The sequence below is a fragment of the Vibrio cincinnatiensis DSM 19608 genome (assembly GCF_900167345.1).
GTDB classification, from domain to species: Bacteria; Pseudomonadota; Gammaproteobacteria; order Enterobacterales; family Vibrionaceae; genus Vibrio; species Vibrio cincinnatiensis.
In genome coordinates, this window is the sequence record NZ_FUXB01000004.1 from 244,792 (window position 1) to 268,065 (window position 23,274).

Sequence of the window (23,274 nt, forward strand, 5' to 3'; positions counted from 1 at the left end):
CGTCTTGGCGCATTATAGGCGAAAAAGACTCGCACATTGCGAGCCTTTTTAGAAAAACAGCAAAAATTAACGGTCTACTTTTTGCTCTAGTTGCTTTTCAACCGCTTTTAGCCGCTTATTCATTTCATCAATTCGATGAACACGAGTCGCCGTTTTTCGCCACTCTTTATTCGTTTGCAATGGAATACCGGAAGAATACATGCCCTTTTCTTCGATACTGCGCATCACCATTCCCATTCCAGTAATGGTCACACCATCAGCGATCCGGATGTGGCCATTAAGAACAGACGCACCGCCAATAATGCAGTATTTACCAATTTGAGTACTGCCTGCAACGACTGTACCACCCGCCATTGCTGTACCATATCCGATGTGTACATTATGCGCGATTTGTAGTTGGTTATCGATGATGACATTATCTTCAATCACAGTGTCATCAAGCGCACCACGATCAATGGTGGTACAGGCCCCGATTTCTACTCGATTGCCAATACGAACAGAACCCAGTTGTGGAATTTTTATCCACTCACCACGTTCATTCGCATAACCAAATCCATCGGCACCAATCACCGTACCTGACTGAATTAAACAATGACTACCAATTTGAACGCCATGATAAATCGTTACATTCGCCCATAGTTTAGTCTGTTCACCTAATTGGGCATTTTTACCTACAAAACAGCCTGCACCAATGACTACATGATCGCCAAGCACAACCCCTGATTCAATCACCGCATTGGCACCAATAGAAACATGTTGACCGAGCATCACATCGTCCGCCACAACAGCACTGGCAGCAATACCTTCGGCAGCGGGTAACGGCGTACTATCCAATGCTTGAGCAACCTTAGCAAAAGCCACATAGGGGTCGGCAACCACAAGTACATTGGATGGGCATAATTCACGTTCAGACTCTTTCACCATAATAATGGTAGCTTGGCACTGAGCGAGATGTTTGCTGTATTTAGAATTCGAAAGAAAGGTGACATTCCCTTCTCGTGCTCGATCCATAGGGGCAACCGCGCTTACTGTTGCATCAGCATCACCATGCAACGTTCCCCCAGTAATGGTTGCCAAATCGGCTAAAGTCAGTGTTTTCATAGTCTTAAAAAATTATTGTTATTTAATTGCTTGAATTACTTTTTCTGAAATATTGTATTGCGCTTTTCCATATTGCATTGCGCTCACATCCACAATGATGTCATAGCCTTCTTTTTCAGCCACTTTTTGTACCGCATCTTGGATGATTTTAAACAATCGCTGTTTCTCTTCAGCTTCACGACGAGCAGAAGCTTGCTCTAACGCTTGAGCTTTAATTTTGTACGTACTGTCTAATTGGCCAATTTCAATACGCAATTTATCCACATCATCTTGGCTCATTAATTCAGAATCACGTCTTAATCTTTCGATCATGGTTTTAGCCTGAGCTTGCAAACTTTGCAGTTCCGCGGCTTTATCTTTGAATTCTTCCTGCATTTGCTGAAGAACCACTTCACGCTGAGGTAGAGCTTGGAACACTTGTGCGGTGTTAATAAAACCGATTTTTTGTGCCGCATCAGCAGCCTGAGCAAATAACGCTGAGCTAAGAACAATAAGGCTAACACTGGCTGCTTTGATAGTATTTTTCAACATATTTTCCTCAAATTAGAAGGTTCGACCAATAGTGAAAGTGAAGAATTCTTCATTGTCACCATCGTATTTTTTAATGGGTTTAGCAAGGGAAAAGACCAGAGGCCCCATCGGAGACATCCACTGTAAAGCAACCCCATACGAAGAACGGTATTTACTTGGATCCGAGTAATCATAGTAATAGCGGTTACCATAACTGGCACCACCAGAACGATAATCAAACTCCGTATCCCATACACTCGCCATATCAATAAATAGGCTAGTCCGAACTTGACTGCGCGCTTCATCGGAAGCAAACGGTGTTGGAACAATCAATTCCATACTCGCCAATGCAATCGCATTCCCCCCTACAGAGTCATCGGTAGCGGTATCATTACCGTTGTTTGAACCAGAATAATCACGATACACCGCTTTAGGGCCTGCAGAGTTAGAACCGAAGCCTCGTAAAGTAGTAAAGCCACCGGCATAGAAGTTCTCATAAAATGGGTAAAGGTTATCTTTGCCATCGGTTTTTCCATAACCATTACCATACCCTAAACGTCCACGAAGCAGCAGGGTAAATTCATGCTTTTTCGTCAAAGGGATGTACTGGCGGACATCATACTGCAACTTGAAATATTGTGCGTCCGAACCCGGAACCGTCATTTTGGCAAAGGCACGTTGGTGGTTACCTGCGGTTGGGAAATAGCCTCTATTGAGGTTATTGCGTGTCCAAGCCACGTTGATATCAAAATCGTCGGTAATCAAATTGTCAGGGTTGCAATCCCCTAAGTTACACAGGAATTGCTCCACTTGCAGGTAAGGTGTGAGATTTCCAATCTTGTTGTGTGTATACCCAACACCAAACTCAAAACGGTTTAATTCATCAAAAGGAAATCCCCAAGTTAATCCCGTTCCGTAACTTTGGTTGGTATAGTCAACGATCCCTGCCTCTGAAGCTTCAAATTTATTATAGAATACGCGCCCACCTAAGCTAACACCATCAATATTCCAGTAGGGATCTCGATATTCCAAGGTTACGTTTTGTTGGTAATCATTGGTTGTTGCGCTCACGCTCACCCGATCACCGCTTCCCATAAAGTTATCTTGAGTTAAGCCAACCGTGAAACTTACGCCAGATTCTGTCCCGTAACCCACCCCGAAGTTAATACTACCTGAGTTTGCTTCTTTAACACTGTAGACAAGATCAACCTGATCGTCCGAACCTGGAACACGTACCGTTTGTACATCAACCGTTTCAAAGAAACCTAAACGGTTCAGGCGTGCTTTACCAGTATCAATCGCTCTGGAATTAAGCCAACTGCCTTCCATTTGGCGCATTTCGCGTCGCAAAACTTCATCACGAGTCGTATTGTTACCGATAAAACGGATATCACGGACATACATGCGCTTACCCGCTTCCACATGTACCAGCAGTGAAACCTCTTGGGTTTCATCATCAAACTCAGGAATAGTTTGTACTTGAGGATAAGCATAGCCCGCTTCACCAAGTACTCGCTTAACGCCCTCTTCCAATTGGGTAACCGAAGAACCTTGGTAAGTATCTCCCATCTCAAATGGAATTAGCGCACGAAGTTCTTGTTCTTTTCCAATCAATTCACCACGGAATTGCACATCTTTAACGGTATAAGGTAAACCTTCATTCAAGTTTAGGGTGATATACACCCCTTTTTTATCCGGTGAAATAGAAACTTGGGTCGATTCCACTCTAAACTTAAGGTATCCGCGATCCAGATAGAATGTACGTAGCCCTTCAATATCCGCAGCGAGGACTTGCTTCTGATATTTGTCATCAGAGAGGAAATTCCACCAAGAGAGGTCAACATTAAGGTCAAAACGAGACAGTAGCTCTTCATTGCTAAAGACTTCATTACCAATAAAGTTTATCTGTTGGATCTTCGCCGAAACACCTTCGTTAAAAACAAATTTCAAATCAGCCCGATTACGAGGCAAAGGCGTGACAACGGCTTTCACATTGGCATTGTATTTACCAACACTGTAATAAAAATCTTCGAGCCCTTTTTCAATATTACTCAAGGTGGTTCGATCTAACGCCTCTCCAACTCGGATACCAGAAGCCTCTAAATTTTGCTGAAGTTGCTCTTGCTTAATCGCTTTATTGCCAGAAAAAGAAACGCTGGCGATGGTGGGACGCTCCTGAACTTGAACGACCAAAGCCGAACCATCGCGTAACACTCTAATATCTTCAAAGTTTCCCGATGCGTATAACGCTTGAATAATTTGAGCCACATCTTGTGAATCAACCGTATCACCAATACGCACTGGCATTCTTAATAATGCAGCCCCAAGTGCAACACGCTGTAATCCCTGAATCTGAATGTCCTGAACAACAAATTTTTCGGCACCATTGACTGATACACTCGTTGCGAGCAGTGTCGCTAACAGGATTTTTTTTATCGCCATATATGTTCTAGTTATTCCTTACTACAAACCATTGCCTAATGCTTATCTATCACAGGCGAGTAAAATCGTTAAATATTGCTAAGGCCATCAGTGAGAAAATAATGATTCCCCCGACTCGATAACCCATTTCTTGTACTTTCTCTGGTACTGGGCGTCGAGTTACTGCTTCAATTGCAAAAAATAGTAGGTGACCGCCATCAAGCATCGGTAATGGGACTAAGTTAATAATTCCCAGATTGATACTGATCAAAGCCAGAAAGCCTAAGAAATAAACCAACCCATAATCGGCCGTGGTTCCCGCCCCTTTAGCAATTGAAATCGGGCCGCTGAGATTATTCAACCCCACATCGCCGACAATCAACTTTTTAAGCATACTCAGCGTTAACTGAATAACTTGCCCAGTTTTATCAAACGCTTTACCAATAGACTCAAAGGGGCCAAATTGTAATTCAAAACGATACCCCTCTGGCCATGAAGCGACTTGAGGTGCTATCCCTGCAAAACCGATAACCTCACCATTGTTTAGCTTTCTGCTATCTGGCGTCAACGATAAAACAACCACGTCCTGATTACGCTCAACCTCCAAGATTAATGTCCGTTGAGGGTTGGCTTGAATATCCGACACCGCTTGTTGCCAACTGGAAATCGCTTGACCATTGATTCGAGTTAACACATCCCCGACCTGCAACCCTGCACGTTCCCCAGCACTACCGGATGAGATACTGGCTAATTCTGTCGAAACCGCAGGCAGAAAAGGTTTAAATCCTAGCGCTTCCATAGCAGACTCTGTTTCAGGGGCAAAGTTCCATGACTGTAAATCAAAAGTCTTGATTTCTTCTACACCTATGGAGCCTGGCGAAGAGACCGTTAAGGTTAAGCTTGGGCTACCAATATGACGAATCAGCCCCATATTGACCGATTCCCAATCCAGAGTCTTCATCCCTGAAACGGCTTTTATTTCCATTCCAGGCACCACTCCAGCGTCAGCAGCAATGGAGTAAGGCGTCACTTCGCCAATGACTGGTTTTACAGCGGGTACGCCAATGAGAAAGACTAACCAATAAGCCACTAACGCAAATAAAAAATTAAAAATAGGCCCAGCACTTACAATAGCTGAGCGCTGCCATAATGGCTGTTTATCAAAAGCCAAGGGGAGTTGATCGAGTGGGATCTCTGCCACTCGGCTATCGAGCATTTTGACATAGCCCCCTAAAGGGATAATCGAAATGCTATATTCAGTCCCATCCTTTCCCATTCGTTTCCAAATCGAACGCCCAAAGCCGATTGAAAACTTTTCAACCTTCACACCGCATTTTCTTGCCACCCAGAAATGTCCGTACTCATGTACTGCAACTAAAATTCCTAATGCGACAACAAAGGCGATGAAGTTCCACAAAATGCCACTCATAACATATGCTCTTTTAAGGTTTGGTTAGCAAAACTGCGAGCCATTGTATCGAGCTCGAGTAGGCTTTCCAAGTTATAGGAATGTAACGGGCTGTGAGTTCCACAAACTTTAGACAATACCCTATCGTTAATAGTTGCGATATCAGTAAAACGAATTTGACCTCGCAAAAAAGCATCTACAGCGACTTCATTGGCTGCATTTAATGAAGTCGTCGCATGCTGACCTAAATAGCAAGCCTCAATCGCTAATGCTAAACAAGGGTAACGCTGATAATCGACCTCCATGAAGGTCAATTCACTAAGACGAGTAAAATTGAGAGGGCTAACACCTGCCGATATGCGTTGAGGATAAGCCAAAGCCTGAGCTATCGGCGTTGCCATATCGGGTTCACCGAGTTGAGCAATAACTGATCCGTCTTGGTACTGAACCATAGAATGGATCACAGATTGAGGATGAATAAGGACATTCAACTGTTCACGAGAGGCATTAAAAAGCCATTTAGCTTCAATATACTCTAAGCCTTTATTCATCATGGTTGCCGAATCAACGGAAATTTTTGGCCCCATGGACCAATTTGGGTGGGCAATCGCCTGCTCAGGAGTCACATCATACAATGAAGCAACATCACTGTAGCGAAAAGGGCCACCAGACCCCGTGAGAAGAATGTGAGAAATACCACTGGCTGGGAGATCACAACGGCCTAACCGAGATTGAGCCTCAACGGGTAAACATTGGAAAATCGCATTATGCTCGCTATCAACCGGCAACAGTGTTGCGCCATACGCATCAACCGCATCGATAAACAGTTGACCAGACATCACTAACGCTTCTTTATTTGCCAGTAAAACTCGCTTACCAGCTTTAACCGCTGCCATCGTTGGAATAAGACCTGCAGCTCCAACAATCGCCGCCATTACCGTATCGACTTCTTCATGAGCGGCCACATAGCACATGGCCTCTTCGCCATACAACACTTCCGTGTTTAGATGTAAAGAGGTTAAGCGTTCCTTCAGGCGTTGAGCTGCTTTGGCATCCGCCATCACAGCATACTTTGGCTGCCATGTTTGACACAACTCACACATCTTAACCACATTTTGTCCAGCCACTAAAGCGACGATGACAAATTGCTCGGGATTTTCAGCAACCACCTTAAGAGTACTAGCCCCGATAGATCCCGTCGCTCCCAGAATCGTTAATTTACGCATATCGAAAAACGCCATGGTTTAAATCGAGTCATGCATCGTAACTCGACATTAGAATAAGAAGTAGAGCAGAGCGAATACCGGGAAAGCAGCGGTTAAGCTATCAATACGGTCTAAAATACCGCCATGTCCAGGAATGATATTACTGCTATCTTTGATGCCAGAGACTCGCTTGAACATGCTTTCCACTAAGTCACCTAAGACAGAAATCACTACGGTCAACAAAATGGTTAGTAACATAACAAAAGGGGAAGAAAACTGGATTGAAAAGGCATCAGCAAAGAACCACCCCACCACCATCGCAGCCACAACACCCCCAATTAGACCTTCAATGGTTTTATTGGGGCTGACCGCCGGCGCCATTTTATGTTTCCCCAAACTTTTACCTGCAAAGTAAGCTCCGCTATCTGCCGCCCAAACAATCAGGCAGACAAATAAGACGAGTTTTGCGCCATGAAAGCTATCGACAGCAAAATGTTCTGCTCGTAAAAAAATTACGCTCCAGAAAAAAGGTAATAAGGTCAGTAAACCAAACAGATGACGAATGCTATTTGATGATTCCCAACAACAACGAGATTTTGGATAGGTGATAGCAAGACCACTGGAAAAAATCCACCAAGTCGCCCCTATGATTACCACCCCGATCTGTATTGATGATAGTTCACTCGATAGCGTCAGTTGAGGTGCAAGAAAGAAATAGCTGCCCCCCCCAACAATGAGACTCGGTAATAATGCTAAATAGCGAGAAGAAGAGGAAACGAACTGAGTCCATTCCCAAAAGCCCAGAAAAGTGACCACGGCTAAGGCCAAAATAAATCCGGTTAGCGGGAGAAAAAAGATCCCAGCAATAACCAAGGGGGCAAGTAAGAGCGCTGTAATAATTCTTTGCTTCAAACTTAGGCGTCCTATTTTATGATGTCATCAATGCCTTAATTTGCTCACCAGTACAACCAAACCGTCGCTCCCGATTCACAAACCAAGTCACCGCTTCAATTAAACTCTCTTCACCAAACTCTGGCCAAAAAACCGGGGTAAAGTACATTTCTGCGTAGGCCAATTGCCAAAGCATAAAATTACTGATTCGACACTCACCACTGGTGCGAATGAGCAAGTCCACCTCAGGAAGGTCAGCCATGGTTAAGTGACTTGCAACAACGGCTTCATCAATCTCTTCCAGCAGAAGATCACCACGGCTCACTTGTGCGGCAATATCGCGCACTGCCTGAGTGATGTCCCATTTACCGCCATAATTGGCCGCAATATTAATCACCATCCCTGTATTATCTTGGGTCAAGGCTTCAGCCTGAGCTATTTTACTTTGTAACCGCTCACTAAACCGACTTTTATCCCCAATAATGCGAAGGCGTAGATTATTCTTGTGTAATTTTTTGACTTCGGTAGACAGAACACTGATAAAAAGCTCCATCAACACGCCGACTTCCTCTTCAGGACGTCGCCAATTTTCACTACTAAAAGCAAATAACGTAACAGCCTTGATACCTAACTTAGCTGATGTTGAAATCGTTTTGCGTACCGCCGAAACCCCATTTTTATGACCAAAAACCCTAGGTTTACCTTGTGCTTTTGCCCAACGACCGTTGCCGTCCATAATGATTGCAATATGCTTGGGAAGTACATCTGAAGAGAGAGGCGATTTTTGCATAGAAACGTAATGATGACAAAAAGATGATGAAGGGTAGCATAAAAAAACGCTGGGCTGTGAGCACAGCGTTTTTTTACATAGTTTTTATGGAATTAAACTTCCATTAGCTCTTTTTCTTTTGCCGCTAATACATCATCAATTTTTTTGACAGCGACATCAGTTAGCTTTTGAATTTCATCTTGCGCTTTACGCTCTTCATCTTCTGAAATTTCTTTGTCTTTCAAAAGTGCTTTAAGATCGTTGTTAGCATCACGGCGAATATTACGAACAGCAACACGACCGCCTTCCGCTTCACCCCGTACGATTTTCACTAGATCACGGCGACGTTCTTCTGTTAATGGCGGTAGTGGTACACGAATTACCGTACCCGCAGACATTGGGTTAAGGCCAAGATCAGACATCAAAATCGCTTTCTCGACTTTGGGTGTCAACTCTTTATCAAATACCGTAATCGCCAGAGTGCGAGCATCTTCAGCCACAACGTTAGCAATTTGATTCAATGGTGTAGCCGAACCATAGTATTCAACCGATAGACCAGAAAGTAGGCTTGGGTGAGCACGACCAGTACGAATCTTAGAAAGGTTGTTCTTTAGCGCTTCTACACTTTTTTCCATACGCTCTTGAGCGTCTTTTTTGATCTCATTAATCACAATATCACCTTAATTCTTATTTCATCTTGAGAGTGATTATACTGCAGCACTGATTAACGTGCCTTCTGCTTCACCCATCACCACACGGCGTAACGCCCCAGGTTTATTCATATTAAAGACACGGATTGGCATCTTGTGATCGCGTGCCAGGGTAAAGGCCGCAAGATCCATCACTTTCAGTTCTTTATCCAGTACATCGCTGTAAGCAAGTTTATCATACAGTTGAGCATCAGGGTTAGCCACAGGGTCAGCACTGTAGACACCGTCAACTTTTGTTGCTTTCAATACGACATCCGCTTCAATTTCGATACCACGTAGGCAAGCGGCAGAATCTGTCGTAAAGAAAGGGTTACCGGTACCCGCTGAAAAAATAACGACTCGTCCTTGGCGCAGTTGACTGATTGCATCGGCCCAATTGTAATCGTCACACACACCTTTCAATGGAATGGCGGACATCACTCGAGCATTCACATACGCACGGTGTAGGGCATCGCGCATCGCCAAGCCGTTCATCACGGTTGCCAACATCCCCATATGGTCACCCACAACACGGTTCATGCCAGCAGAAGCAAGGCCTGCACCTCGGAACAAGTTACCGCCACCAATGACGACCCCCACTTGAACCCCCAATTCCACGAGTTCTTTCACTTCCTGTGCCATACGATCCAGTACAGCAGGGTCGATACCAAAACCTTCATCGCCTTGTAGTGCTTCACCGCTTAATTTTAACAAAATACGTTGATATGCGGGTTTAGGGTTTGTTGTCATGGACTTTACCTTCCAAAGAGTGTTGTTAATTAACAGTCATGAATAGACTTACTATATAAATATATTCATCACAACTAATCTCACCGTATTCGTAAAAAGACCGCAGCCTTGGCTACGGTCTTGATAGCGTAATCGAACAACGATTAACCTTTTTGCGCCATTGCTACTTCTTCAGCAAAGCTTAGGCCTTCTTGTTTTTCGATACCTTCACCGACTTCAAGGCGAACGAAAGAAGTCACAGAAGCACCTTTTTCTTTTAGAATTTCACCAACCGTTTTCTTTGGTTCCATTACAAAAGGTTGACCAGTCAGAGAAACTTCACCGGTGAATTTCTTCATACGGCCTTCAACCATTTTCTCTGCGATTTCTTTTGGCTTACCTTCGTTCATTGCGATTTCAACTTGAACTTCACGTTCTTTCGCAACAACATCAGCAGGTACATCTTCAGGATTAACGTATTCTGGGCGAGAAGCCGCTACGTGCATTGCGATGTGTTTTAGTGTTTCTGCATCTGCAGCACCAGCAACAACAACACCGATACGAGCACCATGGCTATATGAAGCCAAGTCTTGACCTTCGATGTACTGTACGCGACGGATATTGATGTTTTCACCAATTTTAGCCACAAGTGCAATACGAGTTTCTTCAAATTGAGCTTGCAGTGCTTCTACGTCAGATTTAGACGCTAGCGCAGCTTCTGCAACTTCATTAGCAAACCCTAGGAAGTTACCATCTTTTGCAACAAAGTCAGTTTGGCAGTTGATTTCAACCAAAGCAGCAATACCTGCACCTTCTTTGATGATGATTGTGCCTTCAGCAGCAATGTTGCCTGCTTTTTTCGCCGCTTTAGCAGCGCCGCTTTTACGCATGTTTTCAATAGCAAGTTCGATATCGCCATTGGTTTCAACAAGCGCTTTCTTACATTCCATCATACCTGCGCCAGTACGTTCACGCAGTTCTTTAACTAGAGCAGCAGTAACAGCCATTCTCTATTCCTCAGTTGATTCAGGATATGGTAAAAATTAGGGGCCTATCGATTCGGCCCCCAATGCTAACGATAACTTAGCCTATGCACACATGTGAAACATAAGGCTAAGTGTGACTCAGAGCCGCAAATTATTCCGCTTCTACAAAGCCGTCTTTTTCAGCAACTGCCGCGACATCTTTATTGCGACCTTCGTTAACTGATTCAGCAGCCGCGTTCAAGTATAGTTGAACCGCACGGATTGCATCATCGTTACCTGGGATAACGTAATCAACACCATCTGGGTTAGAGTTAGTATCAACAACCGCAAAAACTGGAATGCCTAGGTTGTTTGCTTCTTTAACTGCGATGTGCTCGTGATCAGCGTCGATAACGAATAGAGCGTCTGGTAGACCACCCATATCTTTGATACCACCAAGAGATTTCTCTAATTTCTCCATTTCACGAGTACGCATTAGAGCTTCTTTCTTAGTCAGCTTGTCGAAAGTACCGTCTGTTGACTGAACTTCAAGATCTTTTAGACGCTTGATTGACTGACGAACTGTTTTCCAGTTAGTTAGCATACCGCCTAACCAGCGGTTGTTTACGTAGTATTGGTTACTTGCAATTGCAGCTTCTTTAACAGCTTCAGAGGCAGCGCGTTTAGTACCTACGAAAAGAACTTTCCCTTTTTTCTCACCGATTTTAGTCATTTCAGCAAGCGCTTCATTGAACATTGGTACGGTTTTTTCTAGGTTAATGATATGAACTTTGTTGCGAGCGCCAAAGATGAATGGCTTCATTTTTGGGTTCCAGTAACGAGTTTGGTGACCGAAGTGAACACCCGCTTTTAGCATATCGCGCATTGATACAGTTGCCATTATATAATCCTCTATGGGGTTAGGCCTCCACATCCCCCATGCCTCCGACTTCTCAGTAAACACTGGAAGCACCCCGGAACACGTGTCGGAATGTGTGTGATTTAAAGTTAAATGTGTGTGGAGCCAGTCCATCTCGCCAAAATGAAGAAAACAGACCGAGATTCCGGCGCGCTTTATATCATATTTAGCCCTAATATGGCTAGTAAAAATTACCGCGACTCTGGTGGAGAAAGAGCAAAACATCCATCATAGCTACGGTTTGAACCTCACTTTATGCCAAAGGCATTCACATTGTCGTTCGCTATCCCCCCCCCGAAAGTAAACAAGAATACAGACTTATTCACTACCATTCTCATTCTTATTCCACCCTGTTCTTGCGCTTCCTTTTCGCACTGTTACAATATTGCGATTAGCACGGGTGTGCATAAAAATTAGTAGAGAAAGCCGATGTCTGTAAAAATTAAAAATGCTGAAGAAATTGAAAAAATGCGAGTCGCGGGTCGCCTTGCCGCGCAAGTTCTGGAAATGATTGAACCCCATGTCAAACCAGGGGTCACCACCGAAGAACTGGATAAAATTTGCCACCAATATATCACTGAAGTTCAAGGTGCAATTCCCGCCCCACTTAATTACCATGGCTTTCCCAAGTCCATTTGCACCTCAATTAACCACATTGTTTGTCATGGTATTCCCGCCACACAAGACAGCCATTTTGGTCAAATTCTGCGCCCTGCCGTGCTAAAAGATGGCGATATTATGAATATCGATATCACCGTGATTAAAGATGGCTACCATGGCGATACCTCCAAAATGTTTCTTGTCGGTGATGTTTCTCCTGCTGATAAACGCCTCTGTTTGGTTGCCCAAGAGTGCCTATATCTGTCGCTGAAGAAGGTCAAACCGGGTGTACAATTAGGTGAAATTGGTACGGCGATTGAAAAACACATCAAGACCAACAATAAAAATAACCCGCGCTTAAAATTTTCGATTGTGCGTGATTACTGTGGGCATGGCATTGGGGCTGAATTCCATGAAGAACCACAAGTGGTGCACTACCGAAACAATGATCGCACCGTCCTACGTGAAGGGATGATTTTTACCATTGAACCCATGATCAATGCAGGTAAATTTGGTTGCCGCCTAGATGATGAAGACAATTGGACGGTTTATACCGCAGACAACAAAAATTCAGCACAATGGGAGCACACCTTGTTAGTCACGGCCGATGGCTGTGAGATTTTAACCTTGCGTGAAGAAGAAACCATCCCACGTATTTTTCACAACGCCTAGTATTTTTCACAACGCCTAATAGCAAAAAGCGGTCAGCGCTATCGATATGATATAAAGGAGAGCTTGAGCTCGGGGATTGTTCTCTGTTAGATTCAGTAACAGACCTGAGTTCACTCTCTTGCACGGACCGCATGCTATGCCTTATTTATCCCCTCTCCGTTTTACTGATGCTCAATTGAGTGTCGATGAACTAAAGCAGCAACTCGACTGTTTCTCCCTTTATCAACGTCAGGAATTTTTAGCTCGCCATCCGGTTAACGATCTCGTACTCGGACGTGCAGAATACATGGATTTGTTATTGCATCGACTTTGGCAATTCTTAGGCTTTCAACATCATCCAGAAATCGCCCTTGCTGCCGTCGGAGGATATGGTCGAGGAGAACTTCATCCCCTCTCTGATATTGATATTTTAGTGGTGTCAGAACACAAACTGGCCGATGAACTGGGCGGTAAGATCAGCGAGTTTATTACTCTATTATGGGATTTACGGTTGGAAGTAGGCCATGCGGTACGCACATTATCCGAATGCGCTGAAATTGGCCGTGAAGATTTAACCGTTGCCACCAACTTACAAGAAGCTCGATTATTGTGCGGAAGTGAAGCGGTCTTTTCGCAGCTTAAATCTATCGTCGATTCTGACTCTTTTTGGCCAAGCGAAACATTCTACCAAGCCAAAATTCAAGAGCAGCGGGAACGCCATGCTCGCTACCATGACACCACCTATAATCTTGAACCGGATATCAAGTCTACCCCCGGCGGGTTAAGAGATATTCATACCTTGAGCTGGGTAGCTCGCCGCCACTTTGGTGCGAAATCCCTGTATGAAATGAGCCGCTTTGGTTTTCTCACCGATGCTGAATATCGAGAGTTAGTCGAATGCCAAGACTTTCTATGGCGCATCCGTTTTGCCTTACACCTTGAGCTTAAACGTTACGACAACCGACTCACCTTCGCTCATCAAGCACAAGTGGCTGAGCATCTCGGTTTTACTGGTGAAGGTAATCGCCCAGTCGAAATGATGATGAAAGAGTTTTATCGCACGCTACGACGCGTCGCTGAACTCAACAAAATGCTCCTTAAGCTATTTGACCAAGCCATTTTAAATCATGGCGAAGAGAGTGAGCCTGAGATTATCGATGAAGATTTCCAACGCCGAGGCGTATTAATTGAAGCGCGCAAACCCGCCCTGTTTCAAGCTCGGCCTGAAACCATTTTGGATATGTTCTTGCATATGGCGAGTGACTCCACCATTCAGGGAGTCGCTCCTTCTACCATGCGCCAACTGCGCACTGCCCGCCGTCGGTTGAATAAATTTTTACACACCATTCCAGCGGCACGAAAAAAATTTATGGCCTTAACTCGCCATCCCAATGCTCTGCACAAAGCGTTTGGTCAGATGCATAAATTAGGTGTTTTGGCGGCTTATCTTCCTCAATGGAGCCAAATTGTTGGGCAGATGCAATTTGATCTGTTTCATGCTTATACGGTTGATGAACATAGTATTCGGTTACTCAAACACATCAATTTATTTAACGATCCTAAAAATCACCAACACCATCCTATTTGCTGTGAAATCTACCCTAAAATTCAGAAAAAAGAGCTATTGATTATTGCCGCCATATTTCATGATATTGGGAAAGGGCGTGGTGGCGATCACTCTGAAATCGGCGCAGCAGAAGCTTACGATTTCTGTATTGAACATGGACTCTCTAAACACGAAGGTAAGCTGGTTGCTTGGTTAGTACAAAATCACTTATTAATGTCGGTCACCGCCCAAAGACGGGATATTTATGACCCCGATGTCATTATTGAGTTCGCAAAAAAAGTGCGCGATGAAGAACATCTCGAATATTTAGTGTGCTTAACGGTTGCAGATATTTGCGCCACTAACCCTGAACTTTGGAACAGCTGGAAGCGAACCTTACTTGCAGAACTGTTCTATTCTACTCAACGAGCCCTCCGGCGCGGATTAGAATATCCGGTCGATATCCGAGAACGAATTCGCCACAATCAACAGATGGCTTCTGCTTTACTGCGTAAAGAAGGGTTTGCAAGCCGTGACATTGAGCTACTTTGGCAGCGTTTCAAAGCCGATTATTTCTTACGTCATACTCATAAGCAAATCGCTTGGCATGGCAGTCACCTACTGACACATAATGAGCCAAGCCAGCCGTTGGTTTTGATCAGCAAGAAGGCCACTCGAGGCGGGACAGAGGTCTTTGTTTACACCAAAGACCAACCCGCATTATTTGCCACCGTAGTGGCAGAACTGGATAGGCGTAACCTTAACGTTCATGACGCGCAGATCATGACCAGTAAAGATGGCTACGTTCTTGATACTTTCATGGTCTTAGATCACAACGGACAAGCGATTGAAGAGATACGTCATAAAGCCTTAATAAAACATCTAGTGCATGTGTTACATGACGGTCGCCCAACAAAAATCAAAACTCGACGTATACCACGTAATTTACAGCACTTTAAAGTACGTACTCAGGTTGATTTCCTCCCCACCAAAAGTAAGAAACGCACCTTAATGGAGTTTGTGGCGTTAGACACACCGGGATTGCTCGCAACCGTTGGTGCGACGTTTTCAGAACTCAGCATTGATCTCCATGCCGCCAAGATCACCACCATAGGAGAACGGGCTGAAGACTTATTTATTCTCACTAGCGCCAGCGGGGGAAAATTGACAGAAGAAGAAGAAACAGCACTGCGTGAACGTTTAATTGAAAACGTAGCCAAACTCGCGCCTTAAAAGAAAAGGTCAATATTAAAGATAAGCGTTTTATCACAATATAGGCTGGGGGAAGTGTTCCCCTAGCCTATATTGAGGCTGATAAACAGCAATATACTACAAATTCATCCGGTTAGTTAAGCCAGCCAGCCCAAGATCCCACGATGATAAGCATTATTGCAGACATCATACCCGCGACAATATCATCCAGCATGATACCAAGCCCACCTTCAACACGTTTATCTAACCAACCAATCGGCCACGGTTTGACCATATCAAAGAAACGAAATAGCACAAATCCCGTTACAGGCCAACGCCAATCCCAAACCGATAATTGTAGAAAAGGCACAATAAGCATGGTGATCCAAAAACCTGCAAACTCATCCCAAACAATCGAACCATGATCATGAACTTGCATATCTGTGGAGGTAACTTGGCAAATTTTCACTCCAATCAAGCAAGCAAGCAGAACCCATAGCACATAAGGCCAAAAAGAAAGATGCGCCAATAGCAGATAAAAAGGAACCGATGCTAATGTTCCCACCGTTCCCGGGATGATGGGAGATAACCCACTCCCGAATCCTGTTGCCAATAAATGCCAAGGGTTGCGCATAGAAAGGCGTGAAATCGGATTAGTCATACAGGCTCCTTAAAATGATCATACCCCATTAGTGACCAATCAAGTTTCTTGCCTTGTCTGGTCAATTCAATGATGCCTTGTGGACGAATTTGACCAATACAGGTCACTTTACAAGCGGTATGTGCTAATGCACTTTCTAGAGCCCCTCGATTCTCTTCTGGAACGGTAAAGCAAAGTTCATACTCTTCTCCACTGGTCAAAGCATACTGCTGAGCCAGAGAAAGTTCACCGACAAACTGCTTAAGTTCTTTAGAAAGAGGTAAGGCATTGACATCAATACTTGCCCCCACTTGAGAACGATGCAAAATATGCCCTAAGTCAGCCATTAAACCATCAGAAATATCAATCGCAGAAGAAGCAATATTCAACAAGGCTTGACCAACCAACACTCGAGGAGTCGAGAGATAATGGCGCCGTTCTAACTCGGCGGCAAAAGGGTGCTCTCGTTTCTTAGGGTCAAGGATAACATCTAACCCGGCTTTGCTATCGCCAAGTTCACCGGTGACATAAATCCAGTCGCCCACCTTCGCCTGATCGCGCAGTAATGCTTTATCTTGGGGAATAAATCCTTGTACTGTCAAAGTGATAGCAAGAGGCCCTTTGGTGGTATCACCGCCGATCAATTGGACATTATAGTAATTCGCCAACTCAAAAAAAGCCGTACAAAAAGGCGCTAACCAGCGCTCATCAATACTCGGTAAAGTCAGTGCCATCGACACCCAAGCAGGTGTTGCCCCCATTGCCGCTAAATCACTGATATTAGAAGCCAAAGCTTTATGAGCAACCCAAGCAGGGTTAGCATCGGCCAGAAAGTGAGTACCAGCCACGAGTGTATCTGTACTGATCGCAATTCGAACATGATTAGGTACATGAAGAATGGCGCAATCATCCCCGAGCGCTAAATGAACATCTTTACGCTGAGGTTGGCGATCAGAGAAGTATTTTTCAATTAAGTTGAATTCACCAAACATCGGAATAATCCCTAGGCTTGCGAATAGAATTTACGAATACAGGGAATGGTGAATGTGCGTTCACTTATCCATACCCATGCTATAGAAAAAAGGCCAGCAGATGCTGACCTTTCATTAATAATCTTACGCTTTTTTTCGTACGTGAGGAGCCGCTTTATCCAGCACCCCATTTACAAATTTATGACTATCTTCAGCGGCAAAAACTTTTGCCAATTCAATCGCTTCATTAATCACAACTTTATAGGGAACATCATCACGTCGAGTCATCTCATACATCGCTAGGCGAAGCAATGCCAGTTCCATCATATCAAGATCTTGCATTGGTCGAGAAACAAAAGGACGCAATTTACTATCCAATTCAGTATGGTTAAGAACAACACCGGCTAGAAGGTCACGAAAATAGATAACATCTGTTTCTGGAGCTGCAAGAGCAGGCTCAGCAGCATGATGTTCTTCTTCATCGTACTTACCACTGGATAAGAACTGCTCTTCAATAGTCGCCACATTCTCTTTAGTAATTTGCCATGAATAAATCGCTTGTAGTGCAAATTGGCGTGCATTACGACGTGCGGCTGGTTTCACGCTGGCCCCCATTAGGAATCAATTTCAGAAAGAACGTTAATCATCTCAAGTGCGCTTAGTGCGGCTTCGGCACCTTTATTACCAGCCTTGGTTCCTGCGCGTTCAATAGCTTGATCGATAGTATCAACAGTCAAAACACCAAAGGCGACGGGAATGCTAAATTCCATCGAAACTTGGGCAAGACCTTTATTCATTTCACTACAAACATAGTCAAAGTGTGGTGTACCACCACGAATCACTGAACCGAGCGAGACAATCGCATCAAACTTACCCGTTTTTGCTACACGTTGTGCAACAAGAGGAAGTTCAACGGCTCCAGGACAACGAACAACGGTAATATTATCGTCGCTCACTTGGCCATGACGCTTCAAAGTATCGATGGCACCAGACAATAGACTTTCGTTAATAAAACTGTTGAAACGAGAAATCACAATCGCAACTTTAGCATTGGGTGCTGGGAAACCACCTTCGATCACTTTCATAAGCTTTCCTTTAACTCTATTCATCAAGTGAGAATCGCCGGATTCTAGCACAAATTTGTGAGCGATATCTAATGGAAATTGACACGCCTCTCTACACCACCAGAAGTCTCAAGCCAACGAACATCACTTAATGTTCATTATTTGTCGAATTGAAATCTTGCCATCTTTTGAATGATGACAAGATCTTCACTTATTCACATACGTACTCAACCACATTAAGGCCAAAACCGCCTAATGCATGATATTTCTTATTCGCAGAAGAGAGTAAGCGCATTTCGCTGACCCCTAGGTCAGCCAAAATCTGAGAGCCCACCCCAACTCGGCGTGAAGTTCCTTGCTTTTTCGCCAAGGTCGGTGCTTCACCCTTATCTTGTTGCTCAAACATCTTTACACGATGCAACAAGAGTTCGGTTGACTCTTCATTACCAAGAATCACCAATACTCCGCCTTCTTGGCCGATACGCTTCATCGCTTTATCTAAACTCCAACTGCGTTCAGCACTTCGATCACTCCGTAGTAAATCCGTAAAGGTATCTTGCAGATGAACTCTTACCAAAGGAGCTTGAGTCGATGCGGTCTCTTTTTTCAGGGCAAAATGAATCTGGTTATCAATCACATCACGGTAAGTCACTAGCTCAAACTCACCAAATTCGGTAGGGAGCTGGCATTGTGCCACCCGTTCAATCGTCGTTTCAGTATGATTACGGTATTCAATAAGATCAGCAATCGTCCCTAATTTGATGCCATGCTTTTCAGCAAAGATTTCCAGATCAGGACGACGAGCCATGGTGCCGTCTTCATTAAGAATTTCGACAATCACCGATGCTGGCTCTAACCCCGCTAATCGCGCTAAATCACAGCCCGCTTCAGTATGCCCGGCACGGGTTAAAACCCCGCCATCTTGGGCAGCCAATGGAAAGATATGCCCCGGCTGAACTAAATCGGAAGCTTTCGCCTCTTGGGCGACGGCCGCTTGAACAGTACGGGCACGATCAGCCGCTGAAATTCCGGTGGTAACGCCTTCCGCAGCTTCAATAGAGACAGTAAAGTTCGTTGTGTATTGAGCATTATTATCTTGAACCATCGGAGCAAGACCAAGATGCTGACAACGGGTTTTGGTCATGGTTAAACAGATAAGCCCACGGCCATGCGTGGCCATGAAATTGATCGCTTCCGGGGTAATATGTTCGGCGGCCATGATCAGATCGCCTTCATTTTCGCGGTCTTCATCATCCATCAGGATAACCATTTTACCCAAACGGATATCTTCAATAATTTCTTGAGGGGTACTAATTGCCATCATTCTTTTCCTATGAACAGGCCTTTGCTTACCGCAATGCATCGCTCAGCATTGGTATTAAGCAAAACCATTTTGTTGTAAGAATTCCATCGTTAAGCGAGATTGAGGAGCCACTTCATGGCTGTCTCCTCGAAGTAATCGTTCCAGATAACGAGCCAAGACATCAATTTCTAGATTCACTTTATGGCCGGGTTTAAACGCCTCGATCGTGGTTTCTTGTGAAGTATGAGGGACAATGGTTAATTTAAACGCCCCTTTACGTAAGGCATTAACGGTTAAACTGATGCCATCAACCGTAATTGAACCTTTCTCTGCGACATATTTATTCAGCGTAGAAGGTAAGCTGACCCAAAGTTCTATGGCCCGCCCTACACGGTTCTGCTCCAGTATTTCCCCGACACCATCCACATGCCCAGAAACGATATGTCCACCAAATCGAGTCGTTGGCAACATGGCTTTTTCTAAATTGACCTTATCGCCCACTTGATAATGCGCAAATGCCGATTTATTGAGGGTTTCCAGTGAAAGATCGGCGCTATAACTGTGTGATGTCATCGCAACGACTGTTAAACAGACACCATTCGTCGCAATACTGTCCCCGAGCTTGACATCATCCATCGCTAACTTTCCAGTATTGACAGTGATAGAAACATCTTCGCCTTGCTGAGTCATCGCGGTTAATGTCCCCACCGCTTCAATAATTCCAGTAAACATAATTTCGTATCTTATTGCTTTAAGGTTGCGGTTAACCGAAGATCAGGCCCAATCATTCGACAATCGTTAATGTTCAGCTCCAAGACTTGGCCCATTTCCGTTAAGCCTAATGCGCCAAATAAGCCACGTCCATCACTGCCCATAATCTTAGGCGCTAAATAGATAATTAACTCATCGACGAGCTTTTCTTCTAGAAGCGTTTTAGCTAAGGTTGGCCCAGCTTCCACCCAGAGATGGTTGATATTTTCTTGCTGTGCTAACGTTGCCAAGGTTTGGCTAAGATCTAATCGACCTTGTGGATCCAACGCGACACACACCTCCGCTTGCTGCTGAGCCACACGCAACACGGGGGCTTCGGTTTGATACAGGCGTAAAGATGAGTGCAGTTGATGTTGGCGGTCTAAAATCACACGTACAGGTTGGCGAAGTTCGTGCTGGGAATAGTCTGACTGTATATGAGCGGGTAATTCTGACCAACGAACCGCTAAAGAGGCATTATCGTTCACTACGGTTTGACTGGTCGATAAAATGGCACCAGCCTGAGCACGATAAGCTTGAACATCTTGCCGCGCTTGCGGTGAGGTTATCCACTGGCTATGACCGTTAGCAAGAGCGGTTTGTCCATCAAGGCTAGCCGCTAACTTTAACTGCACAAAAGGCATTCCTGTTTGCATTCGTTTAATGAACCCTAGGTTCAAGGCGTTAGCTTCACTTTCAAGCAACCCAACAGCAACGTCAATGCCCGCCTCCCGTAACATCGCAATGCCTCGGCCAGAAACTTGGGGATTCGGGTCTTGCATCGCACAAATCACTTTACTCACCCCTGCCTGAATTAATCCTTTGGCACAAGGTGGCGTTCTTCCATAATGGGAACAAGGTTCTAGCGTGACATAGGCGGTTGCCCCTTGCGCCAGCGCTCCTGCCATTCGTAGCGCATGAACTTCCGCATGAGGTTGACCCGCTCGATAGTGAAAGCCTTCACCCACGACGTTGTCACCTTGCGTGATCACACAACCAACATTAGGATTTGGCGACGTGGTGAAGCGACCACGCTCCGCCAGTTTCAGCGCATGAGCCATCATGTGGTAATCAAAACGAGTAAAGCTGGACATACTACGCCTCAAGTTCAATTTTCCAGTTTGGCAATCTCTTCACCAAACTCACGAATATCTTCAAAGCTACGATAAACAGAGGCAAAACGGATGTAAGCGACTTTATCTAACTCTTTAAGTTGTTCCATCACTAAATTACCAATCAGTTGGCTGGGAACTTCACGCTCACCAGTGGCGCGCAGTTTGGATTTAATATTGCTGATCGCCAGCTCTATCGCATCGGCACTTACCGGACGTTTTTCTAACGCACGTTGCATGCCTCCCACCATTTTCTCTTCATCAAATGGCTCTCGATTACCATTGGATTTAATCACTCTAGGCATCACGAGTTCAGCCGTTTCAAAGGTCGTAAAACGTTCACTACACGCTAAACATTGCCGACGACGGCGCACTTGATGGCCATCCGCGACCAAGCGAGAATCGATCACTTTCGTATCGTTTTCAGAACAAAAAGGACAATGCATATAACCTCCATAACAAGATACTCAGTGTACCGAAATGCGAATATGAACAAAAGGAAAAGGGGCATATTTGCCCCTTTTCTCAACCTATTAACACAATTGTGTTAACCTTGACGCAGCGTCACGTTACTTGGTTTACTGGCGTGATAGATAATTGGCTTTACCGACCCATTTGTAACTGGTCAGTTCTTCTAACCCCATCGGGCCTCGGGCATGAAGTTTCTGAGTCGATACCGCCACTTCAGCGCCTAACCCAAACTGTGCACCATCAGTAAAACGCGTTGATGCATTAACGTACACAGCCGCAGAACCAGCCGAATTAATAAACAATTCAGCATTAAAGAGATCATTGGTCATAATGGCATCAGAATGGCTAGCATTATGCGTACGCATATGTTCAATGGCTTCATGTACATCTTTGACCACTTTTACCCCTAAGGTATAACTCAACCACTCAGTATCAAAGTCACCCAGCTCAGCTGAGCGAATATCTCTCGCTTCGCTCATCAAGGCTTTGGCTTGATTTTCTGCCACAAAAGTGACCTTATCATTGAGTTTTGTCACCAATTTATTGAGTAACGGTTGAGCAATCGCTTCATGAACCAATAAGGTATCTAAAGAGTTACATGCAGAAGGACGCTGTACTTTGGCATTTTCAATCACATCAACCGATTTATCGAGATCGGCACTGTCATCAACAAAGATGTGGCTTATCCCAAAACCACCAATAATAACGGGTATTGTGCTATTTTCTTTACACATTTTATGTAAACCAGCGCCCCCGCGTGGAATGATCATATCCACGTACTCATCTAACTTAAGTAGCTGAGAAACCCATTCACGAGATGGGTTTTCAATGTACTGAATGGCAGCAATGGGGAGCTGTGCTTTAACTAATGCCGACTGGATAACTTTGACTAGTTCCATATTAGAGAAAAAGGTCTCTTTTCCACCACGTAAAATAGCCGCATTACCCGTTTTTAAACACAAGGCTGCAATGTCAATCGTGACATTAGGACGCGCTTCGTAAATCACACCAACCACCCCAAGGGGGACGCGACGCCGTGCAAGTGACATCCCATTTTCTAATACTTTACTGTCTATTTCGCTACCCACAGGATCAGATAAACTGATCACATTACGCACATCACAGGCGATCGCCTTTAAGCGAGATTCATTCAGAAGTAAGCGATCCAACAATGCGTCACTCAACCCCGCCTCTTTACCCAAGGCAATATCTTGTGCATTCGCAGCTAAAATAACGGTCGCATTGGCTTCAAGTTCATCAGCAATCATGGCTAATGCACGGTTTTTCTGTGCGGTTGATGTGGTGGCGAGTTGAAAAGAGGCCGCTTTCGCCGCTTGGCCCATTTGGATTAAATCCACGCTATTTCTC

Annotated in this window: 22 protein-coding genes; 2 read left to right on the plus strand and 20 right to left on the minus strand. The window is 44.6% G+C overall.

What is annotated here, in order from left to right:
- Window positions 1-66 precede the first annotated feature (66 nt).
- From lpxD to rpsB, 11 genes are all read right to left on the minus strand, one after another.
- Window positions 67-1,101, minus strand: coding sequence for a UDP-3-O-(3-hydroxymyristoyl)glucosamine N-acyltransferase (gene lpxD, locus B5D54_RS05375; RefSeq protein ID WP_078925452.1), 1,035 nt, complete (start codon window positions 1,099-1,101; stop codon window positions 67-69).
- An 18-nt stretch (window positions 1,102-1,119) separates the two neighbouring features.
- Entirely contained in the window at window positions 1,120-1,629 is a 510-nt protein-coding gene (locus B5D54_RS05380; RefSeq protein ID WP_078925547.1) for an OmpH family outer membrane protein, read from the minus strand.
- A gap of 15 nt (window positions 1,630-1,644) precedes the next feature.
- Window positions 1,645-4,053, minus strand: coding sequence for an outer membrane protein assembly factor BamA (gene bamA / locus B5D54_RS05385; RefSeq protein ID WP_078925453.1), 2,409 nt, complete (start codon window positions 4,051-4,053; stop codon window positions 1,645-1,647).
- A 49-nt stretch (window positions 4,054-4,102) separates the two neighbouring features.
- The gene (gene rseP, locus B5D54_RS05390; protein WP_078925454.1) at window positions 4,103-5,461 is read right to left on the minus strand and encodes a sigma E protease regulator RseP; all 1,359 of its coding nucleotides are present in this window, start codon (window positions 5,459-5,461) and stop codon (window positions 4,103-4,105) included.
- On the minus strand, window positions 5,458-6,666 hold the full coding sequence (gene ispC, locus B5D54_RS05395) for a 1-deoxy-D-xylulose-5-phosphate reductoisomerase (protein WP_078925455.1): 1,209 nt from the start codon (window positions 6,664-6,666) through the stop codon (window positions 5,458-5,460). Before ispC ends, rseP begins: the two co-directional genes overlap by 4 nt.
- 48 nt (window positions 6,667-6,714) lie before the next feature.
- A complete protein-coding gene (locus tag B5D54_RS05400; RefSeq protein ID WP_078925456.1) occupies window positions 6,715-7,557 on the minus strand; it encodes a phosphatidate cytidylyltransferase in 843 nt (280 codons plus the stop codon).
- A 16-nt stretch (window positions 7,558-7,573) separates the two neighbouring features.
- Window positions 7,574-8,326 carry a polyprenyl diphosphate synthase gene (uppS, locus tag B5D54_RS05405; RefSeq protein WP_078925457.1) on the minus strand — a complete coding sequence of 251 codons (753 nt, stop codon included), beginning with the start codon at window positions 8,324-8,326 and terminating at the stop codon, window positions 7,574-7,576.
- A gap of 92 nt (window positions 8,327-8,418) precedes the next feature.
- On the minus strand, window positions 8,419-8,976 hold the full coding sequence (gene frr / locus B5D54_RS05410; protein ID WP_078925458.1) for a ribosome recycling factor: 558 nt from the start codon (window positions 8,974-8,976) through the stop codon (window positions 8,419-8,421).
- 36 nt (window positions 8,977-9,012) lie between these two features.
- Window positions 9,013-9,744 (minus strand): UMP kinase, encoded by a 732-nt coding sequence (gene pyrH / locus B5D54_RS05415; protein WP_078925459.1) that lies wholly within the window; start codon window positions 9,742-9,744, stop codon window positions 9,013-9,015.
- A gap of 143 nt (window positions 9,745-9,887) precedes the next feature.
- Entirely contained in the window at window positions 9,888-10,730 is an 843-nt protein-coding gene (tsf, locus tag B5D54_RS05420) for a translation elongation factor Ts (RefSeq protein WP_078925460.1), read from the minus strand.
- A 130-nt stretch (window positions 10,731-10,860) separates the two neighbouring features.
- Complete coding sequence (gene rpsB, locus B5D54_RS05425) at window positions 10,861-11,589, minus strand: 30S ribosomal protein S2 (protein WP_115174047.1); 729 nt, start codon at window positions 11,587-11,589, stop codon at window positions 10,861-10,863.
- Window positions 11,590-12,036: 447 nt separating this feature from the next.
- Here rpsB and map point away from each other — a divergent pair, with 447 nt between their 5' ends.
- Both map and glnD read left to right on the plus strand, forming a co-directional pair.
- Window positions 12,037-12,879 (plus strand): type I methionyl aminopeptidase, encoded by an 843-nt coding sequence (gene map, locus B5D54_RS05430; RefSeq protein ID WP_078925462.1) that lies wholly within the window; start codon window positions 12,037-12,039, stop codon window positions 12,877-12,879.
- A 136-nt stretch (window positions 12,880-13,015) separates the two neighbouring features.
- Window positions 13,016-15,637: a bifunctional uridylyltransferase/uridylyl-removing protein GlnD gene (gene glnD / locus B5D54_RS05435; RefSeq protein WP_078925463.1), complete on the plus strand. Its 2,622-nt coding sequence runs from the start codon at window positions 13,016-13,018 to the stop codon at window positions 15,635-15,637.
- 112 nt (window positions 15,638-15,749) lie between these two features.
- On the opposite strand, the gene pgpA is transcribed toward glnD, so the two are convergent.
- The 9 genes from pgpA to B5D54_RS05480 all read right to left on the minus strand — a co-directional run bounded on the left by pgpA (window position 15,750) and on the right by B5D54_RS05480 (window position 23,264).
- A complete protein-coding gene (gene pgpA, locus B5D54_RS05440; RefSeq protein ID WP_078925464.1) occupies window positions 15,750-16,256 on the minus strand; it encodes a phosphatidylglycerophosphatase A in 507 nt (168 codons plus the stop codon).
- Complete coding sequence (gene thiL, locus B5D54_RS05445) at window positions 16,253-17,227, minus strand: thiamine-phosphate kinase (protein WP_078925465.1); 975 nt, start codon at window positions 17,225-17,227, stop codon at window positions 16,253-16,255. The genes pgpA and thiL overlap by 4 nt, the downstream gene beginning before the upstream one ends.
- Window positions 17,228-17,350: 123 nt before the next feature.
- The gene (gene nusB, locus B5D54_RS05450; RefSeq protein ID WP_078925466.1) at window positions 17,351-17,821 is read right to left on the minus strand and encodes a transcription antitermination factor NusB; all 471 of its coding nucleotides are present in this window, start codon (window positions 17,819-17,821) and stop codon (window positions 17,351-17,353) included.
- Window positions 17,821-18,291 carry a 6,7-dimethyl-8-ribityllumazine synthase gene (ribH, locus tag B5D54_RS05455; RefSeq protein ID WP_078925467.1) on the minus strand — a complete coding sequence of 157 codons (471 nt, stop codon included), beginning with the start codon at window positions 18,289-18,291 and terminating at the stop codon, window positions 17,821-17,823. Before ribH ends, nusB begins: the two co-directional genes overlap by 1 nt.
- Before the next feature lie 190 nt (window positions 18,292-18,481).
- Window positions 18,482-19,591 (minus strand): bifunctional 3,4-dihydroxy-2-butanone-4-phosphate synthase/GTP cyclohydrolase II, encoded by a 1,110-nt coding sequence (ribBA, locus tag B5D54_RS05460; RefSeq protein WP_078925468.1) that lies wholly within the window; start codon window positions 19,589-19,591, stop codon window positions 18,482-18,484.
- 57 nt (window positions 19,592-19,648) lie between these two features.
- Window positions 19,649-20,305, minus strand: a complete 657-nt coding sequence (locus B5D54_RS05465; RefSeq protein WP_078925469.1) for a riboflavin synthase — start codon at window positions 20,303-20,305, stop codon at window positions 19,649-19,651.
- An 11-nt stretch (window positions 20,306-20,316) separates the two neighbouring features.
- A complete protein-coding gene (gene ribD, locus B5D54_RS05470) occupies window positions 20,317-21,417 on the minus strand; it encodes a bifunctional diaminohydroxyphosphoribosylaminopyrimidine deaminase/5-amino-6-(5-phosphoribosylamino)uracil reductase RibD (protein WP_078925471.1) in 1,101 nt (366 codons plus the stop codon).
- Between the two features lie 14 nt (window positions 21,418-21,431).
- Entirely contained in the window at window positions 21,432-21,881 is a 450-nt protein-coding gene (gene nrdR / locus B5D54_RS05475) for a transcriptional regulator NrdR (protein ID WP_078925473.1), read from the minus strand.
- A 132-nt stretch (window positions 21,882-22,013) separates the two neighbouring features.
- A complete protein-coding gene (locus B5D54_RS05480) occupies window positions 22,014-23,264 on the minus strand; it encodes a glutamate-5-semialdehyde dehydrogenase (protein WP_078925475.1) in 1,251 nt (416 codons plus the stop codon).
- Window positions 23,265-23,274: the final 10 nt, after the last annotated feature.

Excerpts from the sequence above, each read along its gene's own strand:
- lpxD (WP_078925452.1), bottom strand. The coding sequence starts at position 1,101 with ATGAAAACACTGACTTTAGCCGATTTGGCAACCATTACTGGGGGAACG.
- bamA (WP_078925453.1), bottom strand. The coding sequence starts at position 4,053 with ATGGCGATAAAAAAAATCCTGTTAGCGACACTGCTCGCAACGAGTGTA.
- rseP (WP_078925454.1), bottom strand. The coding sequence starts at position 5,461 with ATGAGTGGCATTTTGTGGAACTTCATCGCCTTTGTTGTCGCATTAGGA.
- ispC (WP_078925455.1), bottom strand. The coding sequence starts at position 6,666 with ATGCGTAAATTAACGATTCTGGGAGCGACGGGATCTATCGGGGCTAGT.
- uppS (WP_078925457.1), bottom strand. The coding sequence starts at position 8,326 with ATGCAAAAATCGCCTCTCTCTTCAGATGTACTTCCCAAGCATATTGCA.
- pyrH (WP_078925459.1), bottom strand. The coding sequence starts at position 9,744 with ATGACAACAAACCCTAAACCCGCATATCAACGTATTTTGTTAAAATTA.
- tsf (WP_078925460.1), bottom strand. The coding sequence starts at position 10,730 with ATGGCTGTTACTGCTGCTCTAGTTAAAGAACTGCGTGAACGTACTGGC.
- rpsB (WP_115174047.1), bottom strand. The coding sequence starts at position 11,589 with ATGGCAACTGTATCAATGCGCGATATGCTAAAAGCGGGTGTTCACTTC.
- map (WP_078925462.1), top strand. The coding sequence starts at position 12,037 with ATGTCTGTAAAAATTAAAAATGCTGAAGAAATTGAAAAAATGCGAGTC.
- glnD (WP_078925463.1), top strand. The coding sequence starts at position 13,016 with ATGCCTTATTTATCCCCTCTCCGTTTTACTGATGCTCAATTGAGTGTC.
- pgpA (WP_078925464.1), bottom strand. The coding sequence starts at position 16,256 with ATGACTAATCCGATTTCACGCCTTTCTATGCGCAACCCTTGGCATTTA.
- thiL (WP_078925465.1), bottom strand. The coding sequence starts at position 17,227 with ATGTTTGGTGAATTCAACTTAATTGAAAAATACTTCTCTGATCGCCAA.
- nusB (WP_078925466.1), bottom strand. The coding sequence starts at position 17,821 with ATGGGGGCCAGCGTGAAACCAGCCGCACGTCGTAATGCACGCCAATTT.
- ribH (WP_078925467.1), bottom strand. The coding sequence starts at position 18,291 with ATGAAAGTGATCGAAGGTGGTTTCCCAGCACCCAATGCTAAAGTTGCG.
- ribBA (WP_078925468.1), bottom strand. The coding sequence starts at position 19,591 with ATGGCAATTAGTACCCCTCAAGAAATTATTGAAGATATCCGTTTGGGT.
- B5D54_RS05465 (WP_078925469.1), bottom strand. The coding sequence starts at position 20,305 with ATGTTTACTGGAATTATTGAAGCGGTGGGGACATTAACCGCGATGACT.
- ribD (WP_078925471.1), bottom strand. The coding sequence starts at position 21,417 with ATGTCCAGCTTTACTCGTTTTGATTACCACATGATGGCTCATGCGCTG.
- nrdR (WP_078925473.1), bottom strand. The coding sequence starts at position 21,881 with ATGCATTGTCCTTTTTGTTCTGAAAACGATACGAAAGTGATCGATTCT.